This is a genomic window from Congregibacter brevis, assembly GCF_045689245.1.
Lineage (GTDB): Bacteria > Pseudomonadota > Gammaproteobacteria > Pseudomonadales > Halieaceae > Congregibacter > Congregibacter brevis.
This window is the reverse complement of sequence record NZ_CP136865.1, coordinates 2480999-2495680: the sequence shown is the minus strand read 5'-3', so window position 1 is coordinate 2495680 and position 14682 is coordinate 2480999. Positions and strand designations below refer to the sequence as shown.

At 54.5% G+C, this 14682-nt stretch carries 15 protein-coding genes and 2 tRNA genes; 5 read left to right on the top strand and 12 right to left on the bottom strand.

Annotated features, from left to right (window positions below; all coding sequences use genetic code 11):
• The first annotated feature begins 5 nt into the window (after nucleotides 1-5).
• Nucleotides 6-500, top strand: coding sequence for an exosortase H (gene xrtH, locus R0137_RS10980; RefSeq protein WP_407326457.1), 495 nt, complete (start codon nucleotides 6-8; stop codon nucleotides 498-500).
• Complete coding sequence (locus R0137_RS10975; protein ID WP_407326456.1) at nucleotides 497-1132, top strand: exosortase H-associated membrane protein; 636 nt, start codon at nucleotides 497-499, stop codon at nucleotides 1130-1132. The genes xrtH and R0137_RS10975 overlap by 4 nt, the downstream gene beginning before the upstream one ends.
• An 84-nt stretch (nucleotides 1133-1216) precedes the next feature.
• Here the strand turns inward: R0137_RS10975 and R0137_RS10970 are convergent, their stop codons facing one another.
• Nucleotides 1217-2236: a MerR family transcriptional regulator gene (locus tag R0137_RS10970; RefSeq protein ID WP_407326455.1), complete on the bottom strand. Its 1020-nt coding sequence runs from the start codon at nucleotides 2234-2236 to the stop codon at nucleotides 1217-1219.
• Nucleotides 2237-2412: 176 nt separating this feature from the next.
• Between R0137_RS10970 and R0137_RS10965 the strand changes: the two genes are divergently transcribed.
• Nucleotides 2413-3711 (top strand): RNA polymerase sigma factor RpoD/SigA, encoded by a 1299-nt coding sequence (locus R0137_RS10965; protein WP_407326454.1) that lies wholly within the window; start codon nucleotides 2413-2415, stop codon nucleotides 3709-3711.
• Between the two features lie 36 nt (nucleotides 3712-3747).
• Here R0137_RS10965 and R0137_RS10960 read toward each other — a convergent pair whose 3' ends face one another.
• Nucleotides 3748-4635, bottom strand: a complete 888-nt coding sequence (locus R0137_RS10960; protein WP_407326453.1) for a TIGR01777 family oxidoreductase — start codon at nucleotides 4633-4635, stop codon at nucleotides 3748-3750.
• A 39-nt stretch (nucleotides 4636-4674) separates the two neighbouring features.
• Here R0137_RS10960 and R0137_RS10955 point away from each other — a divergent pair, with 39 nt between their 5' ends.
• Entirely contained in the window at nucleotides 4675-5583 is a 909-nt protein-coding gene (locus tag R0137_RS10955; RefSeq protein WP_407326452.1) for an NAD-dependent protein deacetylase, read from the top strand.
• Between the two features lie 28 nt (nucleotides 5584-5611).
• Complete coding sequence (locus tag R0137_RS10950; RefSeq protein WP_407326451.1) at nucleotides 5612-7060, top strand: cryptochrome/photolyase family protein; 1449 nt, start codon at nucleotides 5612-5614, stop codon at nucleotides 7058-7060.
• On the opposite strand, the gene R0137_RS10945 is transcribed toward R0137_RS10950, so the two are convergent.
• The 10 genes from R0137_RS10945 to R0137_RS10900 all read right to left on the bottom strand — a co-directional run bounded on the left by R0137_RS10945 (nucleotide 7040) and on the right by R0137_RS10900 (nucleotide 14651).
• The gene (locus R0137_RS10945) at nucleotides 7040-7993 is read right to left on the bottom strand and encodes an XdhC family protein (RefSeq protein WP_407326450.1); all 954 of its coding nucleotides are present in this window, start codon (nucleotides 7991-7993) and stop codon (nucleotides 7040-7042) included. The two genes, R0137_RS10950 and R0137_RS10945, sit on opposite strands and share 21 nt — an antisense overlap.
• Nucleotides 7994-8045: 52 nt before the next feature.
• Nucleotides 8046-8119 (bottom strand) — tRNA-Cys (locus R0137_RS10940).
• A 7-nt stretch (nucleotides 8120-8126) separates the two neighbouring features.
• Nucleotides 8127-8202, bottom strand: a tRNA-Gly gene (locus R0137_RS10935).
• An 80-nt stretch (nucleotides 8203-8282) separates the two neighbouring features.
• Nucleotides 8283-8852, bottom strand: a complete 570-nt coding sequence (pgsA, locus tag R0137_RS10930; protein WP_407326449.1) for a CDP-diacylglycerol--glycerol-3-phosphate 3-phosphatidyltransferase — start codon at nucleotides 8850-8852, stop codon at nucleotides 8283-8285.
• Between the two features lie 46 nt (nucleotides 8853-8898).
• Nucleotides 8899-10770 (bottom strand): excinuclease ABC subunit UvrC, encoded by a 1872-nt coding sequence (uvrC, locus tag R0137_RS10925; RefSeq protein ID WP_407330010.1) that lies wholly within the window; start codon nucleotides 10768-10770, stop codon nucleotides 8899-8901.
• A 28-nt stretch (nucleotides 10771-10798) separates the two neighbouring features.
• Nucleotides 10799-11791, bottom strand: a complete 993-nt coding sequence (gene murB / locus R0137_RS10920) for a UDP-N-acetylmuramate dehydrogenase (RefSeq protein WP_407326448.1) — start codon at nucleotides 11789-11791, stop codon at nucleotides 10799-10801.
• A 16-nt stretch (nucleotides 11792-11807) separates the two neighbouring features.
• Nucleotides 11808-12587 (bottom strand): 3-deoxy-manno-octulosonate cytidylyltransferase, encoded by a 780-nt coding sequence (gene kdsB, locus R0137_RS10915; protein WP_407326447.1) that lies wholly within the window; start codon nucleotides 12585-12587, stop codon nucleotides 11808-11810.
• Nucleotides 12584-13600: a tetraacyldisaccharide 4'-kinase gene (gene lpxK / locus R0137_RS10910; protein ID WP_407326446.1), complete on the bottom strand. Its 1017-nt coding sequence runs from the start codon at nucleotides 13598-13600 to the stop codon at nucleotides 12584-12586. The genes kdsB and lpxK overlap by 4 nt, the downstream gene beginning before the upstream one ends.
• A gap of 5 nt (nucleotides 13601-13605) precedes the next feature.
• Complete coding sequence (locus R0137_RS10905; RefSeq protein WP_407326445.1) at nucleotides 13606-14031, bottom strand: ExbD/TolR family protein; 426 nt, start codon at nucleotides 14029-14031, stop codon at nucleotides 13606-13608.
• Entirely contained in the window at nucleotides 14028-14651 is a 624-nt protein-coding gene (locus R0137_RS10900) for a MotA/TolQ/ExbB proton channel family protein (RefSeq protein WP_405270500.1), read from the bottom strand. The genes R0137_RS10905 and R0137_RS10900 overlap by 4 nt, the downstream gene beginning before the upstream one ends.
• Nucleotides 14652-14682: the final 31 nt, after the last annotated feature.

Genomic DNA, 14682 nt, shown 5'->3' with positions numbered 1-14682 from the left:
GCACCGTGCGTAAATTTGTCTTTCTGTTTACAGCTCTGCTCTTGGGGCTATTTACACTAGAGCTGTTAGACCCCGTTCAAGCAGCTGTCATCCAGCCGTTTACGGGATGGTTAGCTGACATAAGTGCAGCGATTATCATCCCCTTCGACGAGCACGTGCGAGCAAGCGGCCGAATAATCAGTCATACGCAAACGGGTTTTGCGGTATCTATTGAAGCTGGTTGTAACGGTGTAGAAGCGGCCATCGTGCTCATTGCTGGCGTTTTAGCGTTTCCCGCGAGCGTAAAACGAAAGCTGGCAGCGATTTCTTTGGGTTTCCTAGCCATTCAGGTAATGAACATTGCGCGCATCATCAGTCTGTTCTACCTGGGGCAATGGAATCTCGACGTATTCACCTGGACGCACCTCTACCTCTGGCCGGTACTTATCATGCTGGACGTACTCGTGGTGTTCATGCTCTATCTGCGCTTTCTGTCGCAGAACACCGCCGCAAGCGCATGATCGCCTACCTTGAACACCGTCCCCTGCTGCGCTTCATGCTGACAGTTTTCGCGCTGCTGCCCGCTTGCTTTTTGGTCTGGTACTTCCTAGGCAATTTCGTCGCGGCGCCCGCAGTGGTCTTGGTCGAACCCGTCCTGATTGCCTGGCTGGGGGACACCGTGGCAAGCGTCGGGCTTAGAGACACTGACTTGTTGATCATGTCCAACTACGGCGAAGACGGTGGCCACATTATGGCAGCGGAGCGAGCCGGTAATCAGCTCGGTTATACAATTGATACCCGGACGCTTTCTTACTCGATACCTTTCTTCACCGCGCTGCATATAGCAACGCCTATGCGTGCGAGCTGGGAGAAGTTCGCCTGGTGCCTTCTAGGCTTGTGGACACTGCTTGCAGTGGGACTTATCAGCACTGCACTAAAAGACCTTATGCTGGGGTTGGGCGCCACGTTCATGGAGACTGAGGCGGTTCCACCCACCGACATCATTGCTCTGGCGTACCAGTTCTCAACGCTGATGGTTCCGCCCCTCGCTCCCGTGCTGCTGTGGGCCTACACCGCTAAAGCATCACCAACTTTTATTGGCTTACTGCCAGAAGCACTAAGACCCGCCCAAAACAGTGAGGACGATAGCTGATCGCGAAGGAGCCAAGGCTTCCCCTCGCAAATGGCGTAATTGGCGCAGCTGCTTGTGCAGCCGCGGCAGGGTAAACGATTAGAATCAGCTGGCATTGCGTAAGGCTCCTGAGGCAAGAGACTGCCGATTGAGCTCGGCTTGAAACTCGGCACCGCGCTCTTCCAGCACGGCTTGCAATGCCTTTTCCATGAGGTGCCTTGCCTGGCCCGTGTATGCGTAGATGCATGAGTGGACCGCAGCATCGTGCCAGTTGTCTATAGAGCAGGAGGCCGAATACTCTTCGAAGTCGGCAAGTGCCGTGATCAAATCAGCGATGTGTTTAGGGCACTCACAATCAAGGGTACTTTTGAGGTTGGCCGCAGCGGCTAATTCCGCCGACTTAAATTGTCGCGCTTTACCGGGCATCAATTCGCCCAGGTTTGTCTCACCGGTGTGTATTGATGACTCCGCAACACCACGAGCGATCTCAAAAGCCAGTTTTCCGGCTTCTGGTGGAAACTCCATGACAGCTATGTCGGACTTCTCGAGTTCCTCGAGCCAATGCGCGTTACCAAAGCGGTACGCTACGATGATTCTTGAAGCCACCCCCGCACGCTGAAAACTTTGGAGCTTCGCGACTTGAGCACTGCCCAAAGAACCGCATTCGACAATAAGGACGTCGTTTACTTCTAAAGCATCAAATGCATCTTCGTTGATATCGGCAAGCTCGGTTCGCGCAAGGTGGGCGTTGACGTTACTTACACAGCCCTGATGCTTATCCAGCCAATCGCATAGTGCCACTCCGAGGAAAACCGCTCGGGGCTTTACTGTTGCATCCGCGCCGCGACCGCGAACACCGCGCTGCTTAAGAAGCATCTCTAGAGTTTTACGCTCAGACTTCGCTATCTCACCGATGCGTGCCCCATCGTTCACTAGAGATGCTACTAGCTGTAAATGCTCAAGATCTGACTGAGTGTACTGCCTGCGACCCGTCGCTGACTTGTGACTGGCCCCTAGGCCATAGCGCCGCTCCCAGACTCTGAGCGTATCTGGCTTCAGACCAGTTAGGCGAGCTACGGTGCCGATACCGTAGAGCGGACGAGGTTCAAATATCGCTGCGTTCATGGAAAGCTCTCATGTGATGTCATGGTAGTTACGCGACAAAATCTGTACTAGATCTCCCCTTCCACCCTGCTTGTTCATGTTTTGTCGCAGAGATACCCGGACAATTCGCATTTAGCGGTATCCAATTCACGACAAACTCCCGTATATCTAGACATCAAGTTAACGAGGCAGTCGAGTTGGAATCGCTAGCAGTAGAAACCGAAGACCGAGATCTGGAACGCCTGTTCGCCGAGGCGCGCCGCTATCCGCTTCTCACGAGCCAGCAGGAGCAGTCTATCGACGGCTCTAAATGGTTAGCGGTTCGAGAGCTCAGGAAGCTCCTCACGCGTGATGAAGTGGCACTTCATTATCTGCGTGCCTGGAGTAGTAATACAGCGCTGACTCCTCTGGACATCGCATACTTCACAAACCGGGAGCACCACTTCATTCTACGCCGGGAACTGTCGAGCTACATGGCGGACGGCAAACAGGCTGATCGCATGGAGGCTCTTCACACTGCGTTGCAGAAGAAGAGGACTCCACGGACTCTTGACCAGCGCATGGGCGACCTGGAGCTACCTGCAAGCCTCGCGGTAGGGCTCGCCGTTGTTGTGCTTAGGCTGGATGGCGTAAAGCTTCAAGACAGCGTCGCAGACGCGCTACAACAGTGGGCAACGTTTTGGACTCACACGGAGAAGCGGCCAAAGCAGCGACTCGAGCAGTCAGTACGTGAACAGATGGTTGCCCATCTGGAGAGTTACTCAGACGCTCGAGATACGCTGACAATGCATAACCTCAGACTGGTGTACTCCATCGCTGGACGCTATCGAGGCAAAGGCGTCAATTATCTTGATTTGATTCAGGAGGGGACCCTCGGTCTGATCCGCGCCGCCGAGAAGTACGATCATAGCAAGGGCTTCCGTTTTAGCACCTACTGCTTTAATTGGATAACACAGGCTATCCGGAGGCACGTCGGCGATACCGGTGGACTCATTCGCTACCCTACCCATGTTCAGGAACAGGTAAATAAGCTTTACCGCTTGCGTATCACCGAAAAACAGCGCACGGGCGAAGAGCCGGGCGATGCGGCCCTCGCGGAAGCGGCTGGCCTAAGCCTGGAGAAAACCCGTGACTTATTGCAGCTGCGTAATCTCGGTGTGTCCCTTGACGCTCCGCAATATGACGACGATGAGGGCACGCTACTGGACACCATGAGCGGCGGCCCGTTCGGAGCATCAGAGTCGGAAGCCGAAACCGAGTCTCTGCACGACCGGCTGCTACTGGAAATGCAAAGCTTGGACAAAGCTGAGCGTGAAGTTGTCATAGCACGCTGGGGTCTACACGACGGCCCACCACTCTCGCGAGCAGAAATTGCAGATCGTATGTCAGTGAGTCGAGAGTGGGTACGGCAACTGGAGCGAGCAGCCTTGACCAAACTCAGCGCTAACGAGCGTATTCGCGCAGCATTTTCGGATTACATAGATGCCGCTGACTAAGCAATCGGCGGCCGGCAAGGAAGGTAGTGGCCGTGATTAGCGCGGGTCTTCGATTTGACGAAGCGCGTCATCAATGTTCGGGCAGGAAAAGCTAAAACCCGCAGCCAACAGTGCAGCGGGTATAACTCGCTGTCCTGTGAGCAGCAACTCATCGGCCATTTCACCTACCATGGCCCGCATAACGAAACCCGGCATGGGTATAGCTACGAGAGTGCGATGTACTTCGCGCATTGCCAAACAGAATCCACGACTGCTGACCGGCTGAGGCGCCGTGACATTGACCGGACCCTGAAGCTTGTCGTTTTCCAGTGCAAAACAGAAAGCGCTCACCACGTCGTCTCGATACACCCAGCTCAACCACTGCTCGCCGTCGCCGAGCCAATTGGCTATACCCATTTTAAAAGGCTGCGCCATCTGAGCGTAGGCCCCGCCACCCTCGTCCAGTACAACGCCCAAACGCATAAGACAGAGTCGAGCGTCTCCCGCAGCCTCGACGGCAGACGCCTCCCAATCGCGACAGAGCTGCGCGGAAAAGCCTTCGCCTGAACTTGAATCTTCGCTTAACTCTTCATCTGCTCGTGGGCCGTAGTAGCCAATAGCGCTAGCATTCAACCAAATTGATGGTCGTTGCTCTGCGGCGGAAAAGTAATTCCCCAGTTCGCGGGTTAGCGCAACTCGGCTAGCTACGATCTCTTCTTTATATGCCCTATTCCATCGCTTGCCTGCCAACGATGCACCCGCAAGATTAATGACAACATCGACAGCCTTTGTGATCTGTTCAAGCTGTTGAATGTAGGCCACGCCCGCAATAGCTGAGGGCGAAGACTGACGACTGAGAACGATGACGGAGTGTCCTTTGTCGAGAAGCGCAGGAATCAATGCTTCACCGATAAACCCCGTACCGCCGGTAACCAAAACTCTCATTGAGCGATCTCCAAAAATTACATGATAGGTACTTGCGCCATGCGAATTCAGATCAAAAACCGGACAGACAATCCACGAGGCCAAGCCACAACGTATGATGTAGCCATGGACACCACTAGCGAAAACTTTCCCAAAAATTTTGTTGCGGAGCTAACCGAAGCGTCCCCAGCCCTCGTGGTCACCGGTGCGGGGATCAGTGTCTCCACTGGAATTCCGACCTATCGCGATGAAACTGGCAAGTGGCTGCGCAGCGACCCTATCACTCATCAGCAGTTCCTGGGAGATTTTAGGCAACAGCAAAGATATTGGGGTAGATCCTTATTGGGATGGCCCGCGGTTCGAGATGCAAAACCCGCACCGGGCCATCGCTTACTTGCCCAACTTGAGCATAAGGGATTCCTCTCTCACATCGTCACTCAGAATGTGGACAGACTGCACCAACGCGCGGGCAGCACAAAGGTCACCGATCTCCACGGTCGCCTCGATCGTGTAGTTTGTCTGAGCTGCAAAACATTCTTCAGCAGAGACCTTCTCCAGAAAGATCTGGAACATCTCAATCCCGGGATTAACCACTCTACTGTCTCAGCACGCCCCGACGGCGACGCCGATATGCCAGATCAAACCGTAGAAAGCGTCAAAGTCCCCAAATGCCGGGAGTGTGAAGGCACTCTGATGCCCGACGTGGTCTTTTTCGGGGGCAGCATTCCCGCCAAGAGAGTAACCGAGAGCAAACTGGCGCTTGAACGTTCTAACAGCCTGCTAGTTATAGGCAGTTCGCTTCAGGTTTACTCAGGTTATCGTTTCTGCAAATGGGCAGCCGCTGCTAACAAACCAATTTTTCTGATGAATCCGGGTAAGACAAGAGCGGACGATATGGCGAAGAAGTGGCAGGTTGACGCGGACACCGGCCTTGAATCACTGCTCGCGGCGACACGGGAAAAAGCATGAAACAAGCACATATAGGAAACACGGCCGCATGACGGACACGATCATTCTTTGGTTCAGGCAGGATCTTCGGCTCAACGACCACCCCGCCCTGGAGGCAGCGGCGCGCGAGGGCAAACGTGTGCTGCCGCTGTACATTCTGGATGACGAGACACCCAATGAGTGGCGCATGGGTGGCGCTAGTCGCTGGTGGCTACATCACAGCCTAAGTGCCCTAGGCAAAGATGTATTGAATGCGGGAGGCCAGTTGATCCTTCGTCGGGGTGAGGCAGCTACTATTCTTCAAGAGCTATGCGAAGTATCGGGTGCCGATACGGTTTACTGCAGCCGTCGCTATGAACCCTGGGCAAGTGCGCAGGAAAAGACGCTCCACCAAACGCTTGGTAGTCAAGAGATAGCCTTCAAACGCTATGGTGGGACCCTCCTCCACGAGCCCGGTCAGGTAATGACCCAAGGTGGAGGTCCCTTCAAAGTATTCACTCCGTTTTGGCGTGCATGCCAGCGGATAGAGATTGCCCCGCCAGTGACGCCAGCGGAAAAACACTGGGCGAATCGGGTGCAGAGCGATGATTTGGATGATTGGGCATTGCTCCCCACTGCGCCGAACTGGGCAGAATCGTGGGGTGATTATTGGCGCCCGGGCGAAAATGGCGCTCAGGAACGTCTTCACGAATTCCTCGACGACGAAGTAGCGCGCTATGCTGACGAGCGTGACTTCCCGGCCGTGGAGGCCACTTCACGCCTCTCCCCGCACTTACACCATGGGGAAATTTCACCGCGGCAGATTTGGGCTATGTGCGAGCAAAAAAGACTGGAGAACCCCCATAGCGAGACCGCGGTCAAAAAGTTTCAAGCTGAAATAGGCTGGCGCGAGTTTTCCTACCATCTACTGCACTTCTTTCCCGGGATACCCGAGACCTCGTTCAAAGAGAACTTCACCAACTTCCCGTGGCAGGCAAATGAGGAGCGCCTTCGGCGTTGGCAAGAAGGAAATACTGGCTACCCTATTGTTGACGCTGGTATGCGCGAGCTCTGGGCGACAGGCACGATGCACAACCGCGTGCGCATGGTCGTGGCATCGTTTCTTTGCAAACACTTGTTGCAACACTGGCGCTCGGGTGAAGACTGGTTCTGGGACACCTTGGTCGATGCGGACTTAGCCAGTAACGGATGTAGCTGGCAATGGGTTGCAGGCAGCGGCGCAGATGCCGCTCCCTACTTCCGCATATTCAATCCAGTGACTCAAGGTGAAAAGTTCGACAAGAAGGGAGAGTATGTTCGCCGCTGGGTACCCGAAGTCGCGAAACTGCCAAATAAGTATCTTCATAAGCCTTGGGAAGCGCCGGCTCCGGTGCTCAAAGAGGCCGAGCTAGAGCTGGGCCATACTTACCCCGAGCCCATAGTGGATCATCGCGATGCCCGTCAGGCAGCACTGGACGCCTACGAGCACATAAGGCTTTCAAACACCGCGTCGGCGTAAGCGAACCAACTCCGCAATAATTGACACGGCAATTTCCGGCGGTGTTTTGCTGCCGATATCCAGACCAACGGGAGCATGTAACCTGTCGATAGCGTCCCTTGCGACACCCAACGTACTCAGCCGTTCTTTTCGTTGCTCTGTTGTTCGCATCGAACCCAGCGCACCAACGTACCAGGCCTTGGACTCTAAAGCCTCCATGAGCGCCATATCGTCAATGCGCGGATCGTGGGTCAGCGTGATAACCACGGATTGAGGGTCGTCAGCATGATCCCGAACAGCATCATCAGGCATCGCTGACAGCAGACTCACAGGAGGCCCACGCCAATCGGCACGAGCATCATCCCGGGGATCGCAAACGAGCACATCGTAATCCAGACCCAGAGCAAGCTCCGCGACACTGGCGGCAAGCTGCCCCGCCCCTACAAGCAGCATTCGCTGTCGCGGCCCAAAGCTCTGGTGCAGGGCCTCGTCGCCAAAGGACAGCTCGCCAAATCTCTCAGCGACACTGACAGTGGTAGCCCCATGCTGTCGATTGACCACACGCGTGGCAACCTGGCGCATTTCGATGATGTCTTTCACTGACTGCAGCCAATGAAGATCTTTCGAAGCCATCAAACGTTGGAGAAAGACCGTAAGGTGTCCGCCACAGGGCAAACCCAAACGGGCATTCTCCTCGGCTGAAACGCCGTATTCGAGGACCTGCGGTACATCAAGAGCGAATTCACCGCGAACAATACTTGCCTGGAGCTCCTCTTCGACACAGCCTCCTGAGAGGGAACCAACCTGCGACGTCGGCGGAAGAAAAAGGGCTAATGAGCCTGCGGGTCTTGGGGAAGAACCGTGCACAGCGACCACAGTAGCTAGCCAGCAATCCTGCCCTTGGCTTACTGCGTTAAACGCTGCACTCAAAACTGCGTAGTCTTGCGTCTGCACGTCGCTAAATCACACTGCCAAGTGACATCACCATGTCATGTCACTGTAAAAATGGAGGCTCGGGTCGGAATCGAACCGGCGTTGACGGATTTGCAATCCGCTGCATAACCACTCTGCCACCGAGCCTAAAACTTGGAGCGGGAAACCGGGTTCGAACCGGCGACCTCAACCTTGGCAAGGTTGCGCTCTACCAGCTGAGCTATTCCCGCTGAGGTTCCCGCAAGCGTTGCGGGACGCGTATTGTAGGGTTTGATCAATGCGAGTCAAGCAGTAAGCGCAGATGAGCCTCTCACTCCGCGGAATCTTCGGCTAACACGTGTTGTGCCGCACGGAGATACTGCCACATAGACCAAATCGTCAATGCGGCGGCAATGTACAAGAGCAATACGCCCAGAGCGAGTATCTCGCTGCCGTCTCTCTGCGCATCGACCGCGAGCAAGACCACAATTGACACCATCTGGAATCCGGTTTTCACCTTCCCGATCATCGATACCGCCACAGACGTCCGCTTGCCAAGCTCAGCCATCCACTCTCTGAGAGCCGACACGACGATCTCCCGACCGATAATCACGCAAGCCGCCAAAGTAAACAGCAAGTCATTGTGTCGCTCTACCAGCAATACAAGAGCGACCGCGACCATGAGCTTGTCAGCTACAGGATCAAGAAAAGCACCAAAGGGAGTCATTTGCCCCAATCGTCGAGCAAGGTATCCATCAAACCAATCTGTGATAGCAGCAACGGCAAAAATCGCCGCCGCCGCCAAAAGATGTCCCTCGAACGGCATGTAGAACACGCCAACCATCACCGGAATCAGCAGGATTCTCAGCAAGGTTAAGGAATTGGGTATATTTAGAGACATAGTTTTAGGAACATAGGTTTAAGAACAACGGCTCATTCTCAAGATTTCAATCGGCCACGCCGTGCAGGTGATCATAAATAGTCTGAGCCATGTTAGCACTGATACCCGAGATCTTTCGAAGCTCTTCGACACTTGCATTTTCCACAGCGGCGGCACTCCCAAAATGGCGTAAAAGCTCTCTTCGCCGCTTGGCGCCGACCCCCGCGATGGACTCCAAGGAACTTTGTTTCCGCTGCTTGTCTCTGCGATTGCGGTGTCCCGTGATCGCAAAGCGATGAGCCTCATCCCGTATCTGCTGTATCAGATGAAGAGCGGGGTTATCAGAAGCCAATTGCAGCTCCCGCCCACTGTCTCCAAGTATGAGCGTCTCGAAACCGGCCTTGCGTGTGGTGCCTTTTGCAACGCCTACGACTTCCACAGCTGACACCTGCAGCTCCGTAAGTACGTCCAAGGCTTGCGTCACCTGCCCTTTGCCGCCATCAATGAGTAATATGTCCGGAAGCGTCGCCCCCTCATCTCTTAATCGTCGAAAACGCCGTGTTAATGCCTGATGCATTGCAGCGTAATCGTCTCCACCCTCAATGCCGTCAATGTTGAATCGACGATAATCAGACTTCCGTGCACCATTCCCATCGAACACAACGCAGGACGCCACGGTCGCCTCTCCACTGCTGTGACTAATATCGAAGCACTCTATACGTTGCGGATGCACTTCCATCTCCAGGGTTTCCTGCAGCATTTGCAGTCGCTCCTGAACGGTTTGCTTTCCCGCGAGATGGGCGATGAGGTTGGTCTCCGCTGTTTGCGCCGCCAACTGCAGCCAGCGCGCCCTGGTTTCCCTGACACGCTCCCGCAGTACAACCTTCCGCCCTGCCCGATCGCTAAAGACCTCCGCGAGAGTGGCGGCGTTATCGGGCACGTGACTGAGGATCAACTCCGGAGGCACACGCTGCTCACCGCTGAGATAAAACTGTGGCAAAAAAGCCTCCAGAACCTCTGCCTCGGTGCTCTCCAATCGCAACTTCGGATAGAAGGATTTACTACCTAAAACCCTGGCGTCACGTACAAAGAGTACTTGCAAGCAGCACTGACCGCCCTCCATCGCCGCCGCGACGACATCGAGATCGCCGTGACCGCCTTCTATGCCCTGGGTATTCTGAACTTGCTGCAAATGTTGAATCTGATCCCGCAGAGTCGCAGCCTTTTCATAGGCCAATTCCGCAGCCGCCTGCTCCATATCATCGGCAAGGCGCACCTGTAGTTCACGAGACTTCCCCAAAAGAAAAAGCTCGGTTTTCTCGACCTGCTCGGCATACTCCTCCGGCGACACCAGATCAACGCAGGGTGCAGTGCACCGATCGATTTGATGTTGCAAACAAGGCCTTGAGCGATTGCGGAAATAGCTGTCCTCGCACTGCCGCACTTTAAAAACCTTCTGCAAAAAGTGCATGGACTGCCGCACTGCCCCGGCACTCGGATACGGTCCAAAATACCGACCTTTTTTGCGCTTTCGGCCACGATGCACGGTCAAACGAGGAAACTCATCCTCACTGGAAAGAAAGATATAGGGATAGGACTTATCGTCCCTAAGCAAAATATTGTAAGGCGGCTTATGAGTCTTTATGAGGTTGTGTTCCAGAAGCAGCGCATCAGCTTCTGTGGACGTCACCGTGACCTGAATATCGCGAATCCGCATAACCAATGCGACGGTCTTTGCGTTGAGGCCACTATTCCTAAAATAGCTGCTCACCCGGTTCTTCAGATTGCGAGCTTTGCCAACATACAGCAGCTCTCCACCAGCGTCATACATCTGATACACGCCACAGCGCGAAGTCAGGGTTTTAAGAAACGCTTCAGAGTCAAAGTCGTCCTTCTCAGACCGAGCCTGGGAAACCAATGTTGATTTTGGTTCAGTCATGGACTTTGGTTCAGTCATGGACTTTGGTTCAGTCATAGAAGCGTGGCTCCGGTTCGAGCATCACGGTAAAACGCTCTATCACAACCTTCTGCACATGCTTGGCCAGCTCTCGAACATCAGCCTGATAAGCCTTGCCATCTGTCACTAACACCAAGGCATGCTGTTCAGAGATAGACGCCGGCCCCATAGAAAAGCCACGGAGCCCCGCTCTTTCTATTAGCCAAGCGGCAGGTACTTTGAACTGCTCGTTGGCTACTGAATAGACGGGCACCTCTGGCTCGATAGACTGAAGCTCTTCTAATTGCTCGGCGGACAAGATCGGATTCTTAAAAAAGCTGCCGGCGTTAGGAGACTCATCCGGGTTCGGCAAACGCTTTCTGCGGAGTGCTACCACCGCCTCAAAAACGGCCAGCGGTGAGCGCTCTCCGTCACCTAAGCTAGAGCGAAGAGCGGGATAGTCGACGTTCACCACAGGCACTTTGCCGAGGCAAAGGTCGACGTGGGTGATCAAGAACTGATCTCGAAGCTCGTGCTTGAATATGCTGTCGCGATAGGCAAATTTGCACTCCTCAGCGCTCAGGCTTCGCGGCTCTCCACTGTGCAGACTGACGCCGTGTACGGCCACGACGAACTCGTTGAGCTCACGACCGTAGGCACCGATGTTTTGTACAGGAGCCGCGCCCACAAGACCTGGGATCAGCGCGAGATTCTCAAATCCATAGAAGCCGCTTTGGAGGGTCTCACTAACAAGAGAGTGCCAGCCTTTGCCGGCTCCAACACGCAGTGTGACTGTGTCTGTAGTCTCGCTGAGGACAGAGACTGACTCGTCACAGACTTTGACAACGCCTGCTGCTAACTCGGGGGGAAGCACCACGTTGCTACCAGCACCCAATGCGCATAAAGGCAGGCCTGAGGCCTGACTCCAGTCAATCGCGGGACGCACATCCTCTATCCCCGAGACCTCAAAAAGTCTGTGCGCCACACAGGGCAAAGCGAGGGTATTTACAATCCTGGAGGACAAATCCTGATCCTGCAAATTACCCACTCGTCTTCACAGATGCCTGCAGCCGCACAAAATGCTCCCGAACCCTAGCGAGATCTTCCGGTGTATCTATCCCACCCGGGACTGGCGCGCAGGCGACTTCCACGTGTATCTCCTCGCCGTTGTAAAGTGCTCGAAGCTGTTCTAGAGACTCTCTTTGCTCCATAGGCGCCGAATCCCACTGGGTATAACGCTTAAGAAAACCTGCCCTGTAACCATAGAGGCCAATATGCCTGAACCACTCGCCGTCAGGCATTACGCCGGACTCCCACTGATAATCTCTCGGCCAGGGAATCGTTGCACGACTGAAGTAGAGCCCCCGGCCATTTACATCAAAGACAACTTTGACGGCGTTGGGGTCACAAAGCACATCGACATCGGTGATCGCCTCGCAAAGCGTTGCAATGCTCGCCGATGCGTTTTTTGCTAGATTCGATGCAACTTGATCGATGGTCACGGAGGGAATCAAGGGTTCATCGCCCTGCACATTCACCACAATCTGATCATCCCTAAGAGACAGCTGGTCGACGACTTCTGCCAATCGGTCAGTGCCGCTGGCGTGATCGGGGCGCGTCATTAAGCACTGCGCTCCAAAGGCCGAACACGCGTCGTGGATTCGCTCATCATCGGTCGCGATAACCACCTGGCTGGCTGCGGAGGTTTGAGCACGCTCCCACACGTGTTGAACCATTGTCTTTCCGGCAATGTCCGAGAGAGGCTTACCAGGCAAACGGGTGGACGCGTAGCGGGCCGGTATTACAACGACAAAACTCACCTTCGATCCTCGCTTTTCTGCCCGGTGTTCTTTTTAGCCAAACCTGAGCGATCGACCAGCTGATTCACAAAACCCTCAGGGAACTCAATTTCCATATCCAAAACCCAGGCATCCACCTCAAGCTCGTTAGGACACTTCACCGCATCCTTTGACGTCATAACAATGGGCAAATCGCTTAATGATTCAAAGTCGTCAACTTGGTACGCCCGGTGATCAACAAACCGGTGCTCCACCGGCGTAAGCCCGAGTTCTCGCAGGCTATCAAAAAACCTTTGGGGCTGAGCTATCGCAGCGACTGCATGTACTTTAGGACCAAAGCCCGGGGCACCAATGCTTCGGGTTTCGCCATTAGAAAGACGTCTAAACTGTAAGGCCTTATACGCGGTCCCCGAGTGCGGATCCTGGCCACCACGCAGTAAAAAGAAATCCACGCTCGCAAGACGTCGCCTAGGTTCTCGAAGGGGCCCTACGGGTAGCAGGTGACCATTCCCAAACCCCGTTTTTGCATCACTGGTAACTACTTCAACATCACGACCCAATGCGTAGTGCTGAAGACCGTCATCTGAAACGATGACATCTACGCCCTGATTAGCTGCATACCTAGCTGCTGCTAAGCGATCCTTGGCAACAACCACCTTTGCAGAGGTACTTTGCGCCATCAGTAAGGCCTCATCCCCAACCACTCGGTAATCACTGTCGGCGCTGACAGGAATCACTCCTTTTCCCGAACCGCCATAACCTCTGCTGACCACTGCAACACGCAAATCCCTGTCTACCAATGCCCGCACAATCCCGATAACTACGGGGGTCTTCCCCGTGCCTCCAACAGAAATGTTACCCACCACAATCACGGGTACCCCGGGATGCCCGCTTGCAAACCAACCCTTACGGTACGCCGCTCGCCGCAGGGCCGTGACACCGGCAAAGAGCCATTCAAGGGGTAATAGGAGGAGCAATAGCTTAGGCGGTTGAAACCAAGCGCGCTCTACTGCCAGTGCAAATCGGTCAAACATCAGAATCACTGCGCCTGCGGTGTAGGCTGAACGGACGCTATGCTCAGTCGGCTAAATCCCATTTGCCCTGCCGCATCCATGGCTCTAACCACAGATTCATGCGCGGCCTGTGCATCGGCAGATATCACCAGCGGAAGAGTCGTATCGCCCTCAGACACTTTGTAAACCGCGGCCTGTAATGTTCGCATGCTCGTATCAACCAGTGCTCGCCCGTTAACCCGATAATTTCCGGCTTCGTCAATAAGAATCTCTACTTGCTTCTTAACCTCGTCACGCACTAGGCCAGTCGCCTCGGGCAGATCCACCGATAGCTGAGTTTCACGGGTAAAGGTAGTCGACACCATGAAGAAGATCAGCAACAGGAACACCACGTCGATCAATGGCGTCAGATTAACGTTGAGCTCTTCGCGGCTTTGACGGCGAAACTTCACGCCGAATCGCGCCCCTCTTCCCGCGCATGCAGTGCATCAACCAACTTAATGGTTTGCTGCTCGAGCTCAATAACAATGCCATCGATACGCCCGCTAAAATACCTGTGCATTACGAGGGCTGGGATCGCGACGCAGAGGCCCGCAGCGGTAGTAATCAGCGCTTCGGAGATACCGCCTGCAAGCGCGCTGGCGTTACCCGTGCCTTGAGACATAATTTCGGCAAACACTCTGATCATGCCCACTACCGTACCCAATAAACCCAATAGCGGGGCGATAGCCGCGATCGTACCAAGGGTGTTTAAGTATCTTTCAAGATCATGAACTACGTGGCCGGCTGCCTCTTCGATGCTCTCCTTCATGACATCGCGGCCATGATGTGCGTTCGCAAGTCCTGCTGCCAAGATCCTTCCGAGGGGAGATGAGTCTCGAAGATTACGTAATTTCGTCGCATCAAGCTCACCCGCCTTAAGCTGTTTCCAGACATTCGCAAGTAAGTGCGGCGGCGCAATTCGACGACGATTTAACACGTAGGTTCTTTCAATGCAGATAGCAATGGCGACGACCGAGCAGGCTATGATGATGATCATCAACAAACCGCCGGCGGTGATTAGTTCCAGCACTGTCAGGCTCCTCTGGCTAAGGGTCTGATTA

What these genes read in the sequence shown, in the direction of transcription:
- lpxK (WP_407326446.1), bottom strand. Translation starts at nt 13,600, where the DNA reads ATGTTTGACCGATTTGCACTGGCAGTAGAGCGCGCTTGGTTTCAACCG.
- R0137_RS10955 (WP_407326452.1), top strand. Translation starts at nt 4,675, where the DNA reads ATGCGAATTCAGATCAAAAACCGGACAGACAATCCACGAGGCCAAGCC.
- R0137_RS10970 (WP_407326455.1), bottom strand. Translation starts at nt 2,236, where the DNA reads ATGAACGCAGCGATATTTGAACCTCGTCCGCTCTACGGTATCGGCACC.
- uvrC (WP_407330010.1), bottom strand. Translation starts at nt 10,770, where the DNA reads ATGACTGAACCAAAATCAACATTGGTTTCCCAGGCTCGGTCTGAGAAG.
- R0137_RS10960 (WP_407326453.1), bottom strand. Translation starts at nt 4,635, where the DNA reads ATGAGAGTTTTGGTTACCGGCGGTACGGGGTTTATCGGTGAAGCATTG.
- R0137_RS10950 (WP_407326451.1), top strand. Translation starts at nt 5,612, where the DNA reads ATGACGGACACGATCATTCTTTGGTTCAGGCAGGATCTTCGGCTCAAC.
- pgsA (WP_407326449.1), bottom strand. Translation starts at nt 8,852, where the DNA reads ATGTCTCTAAATATACCCAATTCCTTAACCTTGCTGAGAATCCTGCTG.
- R0137_RS10975 (WP_407326456.1), top strand. Translation starts at nt 497, where the DNA reads ATGATCGCCTACCTTGAACACCGTCCCCTGCTGCGCTTCATGCTGACA.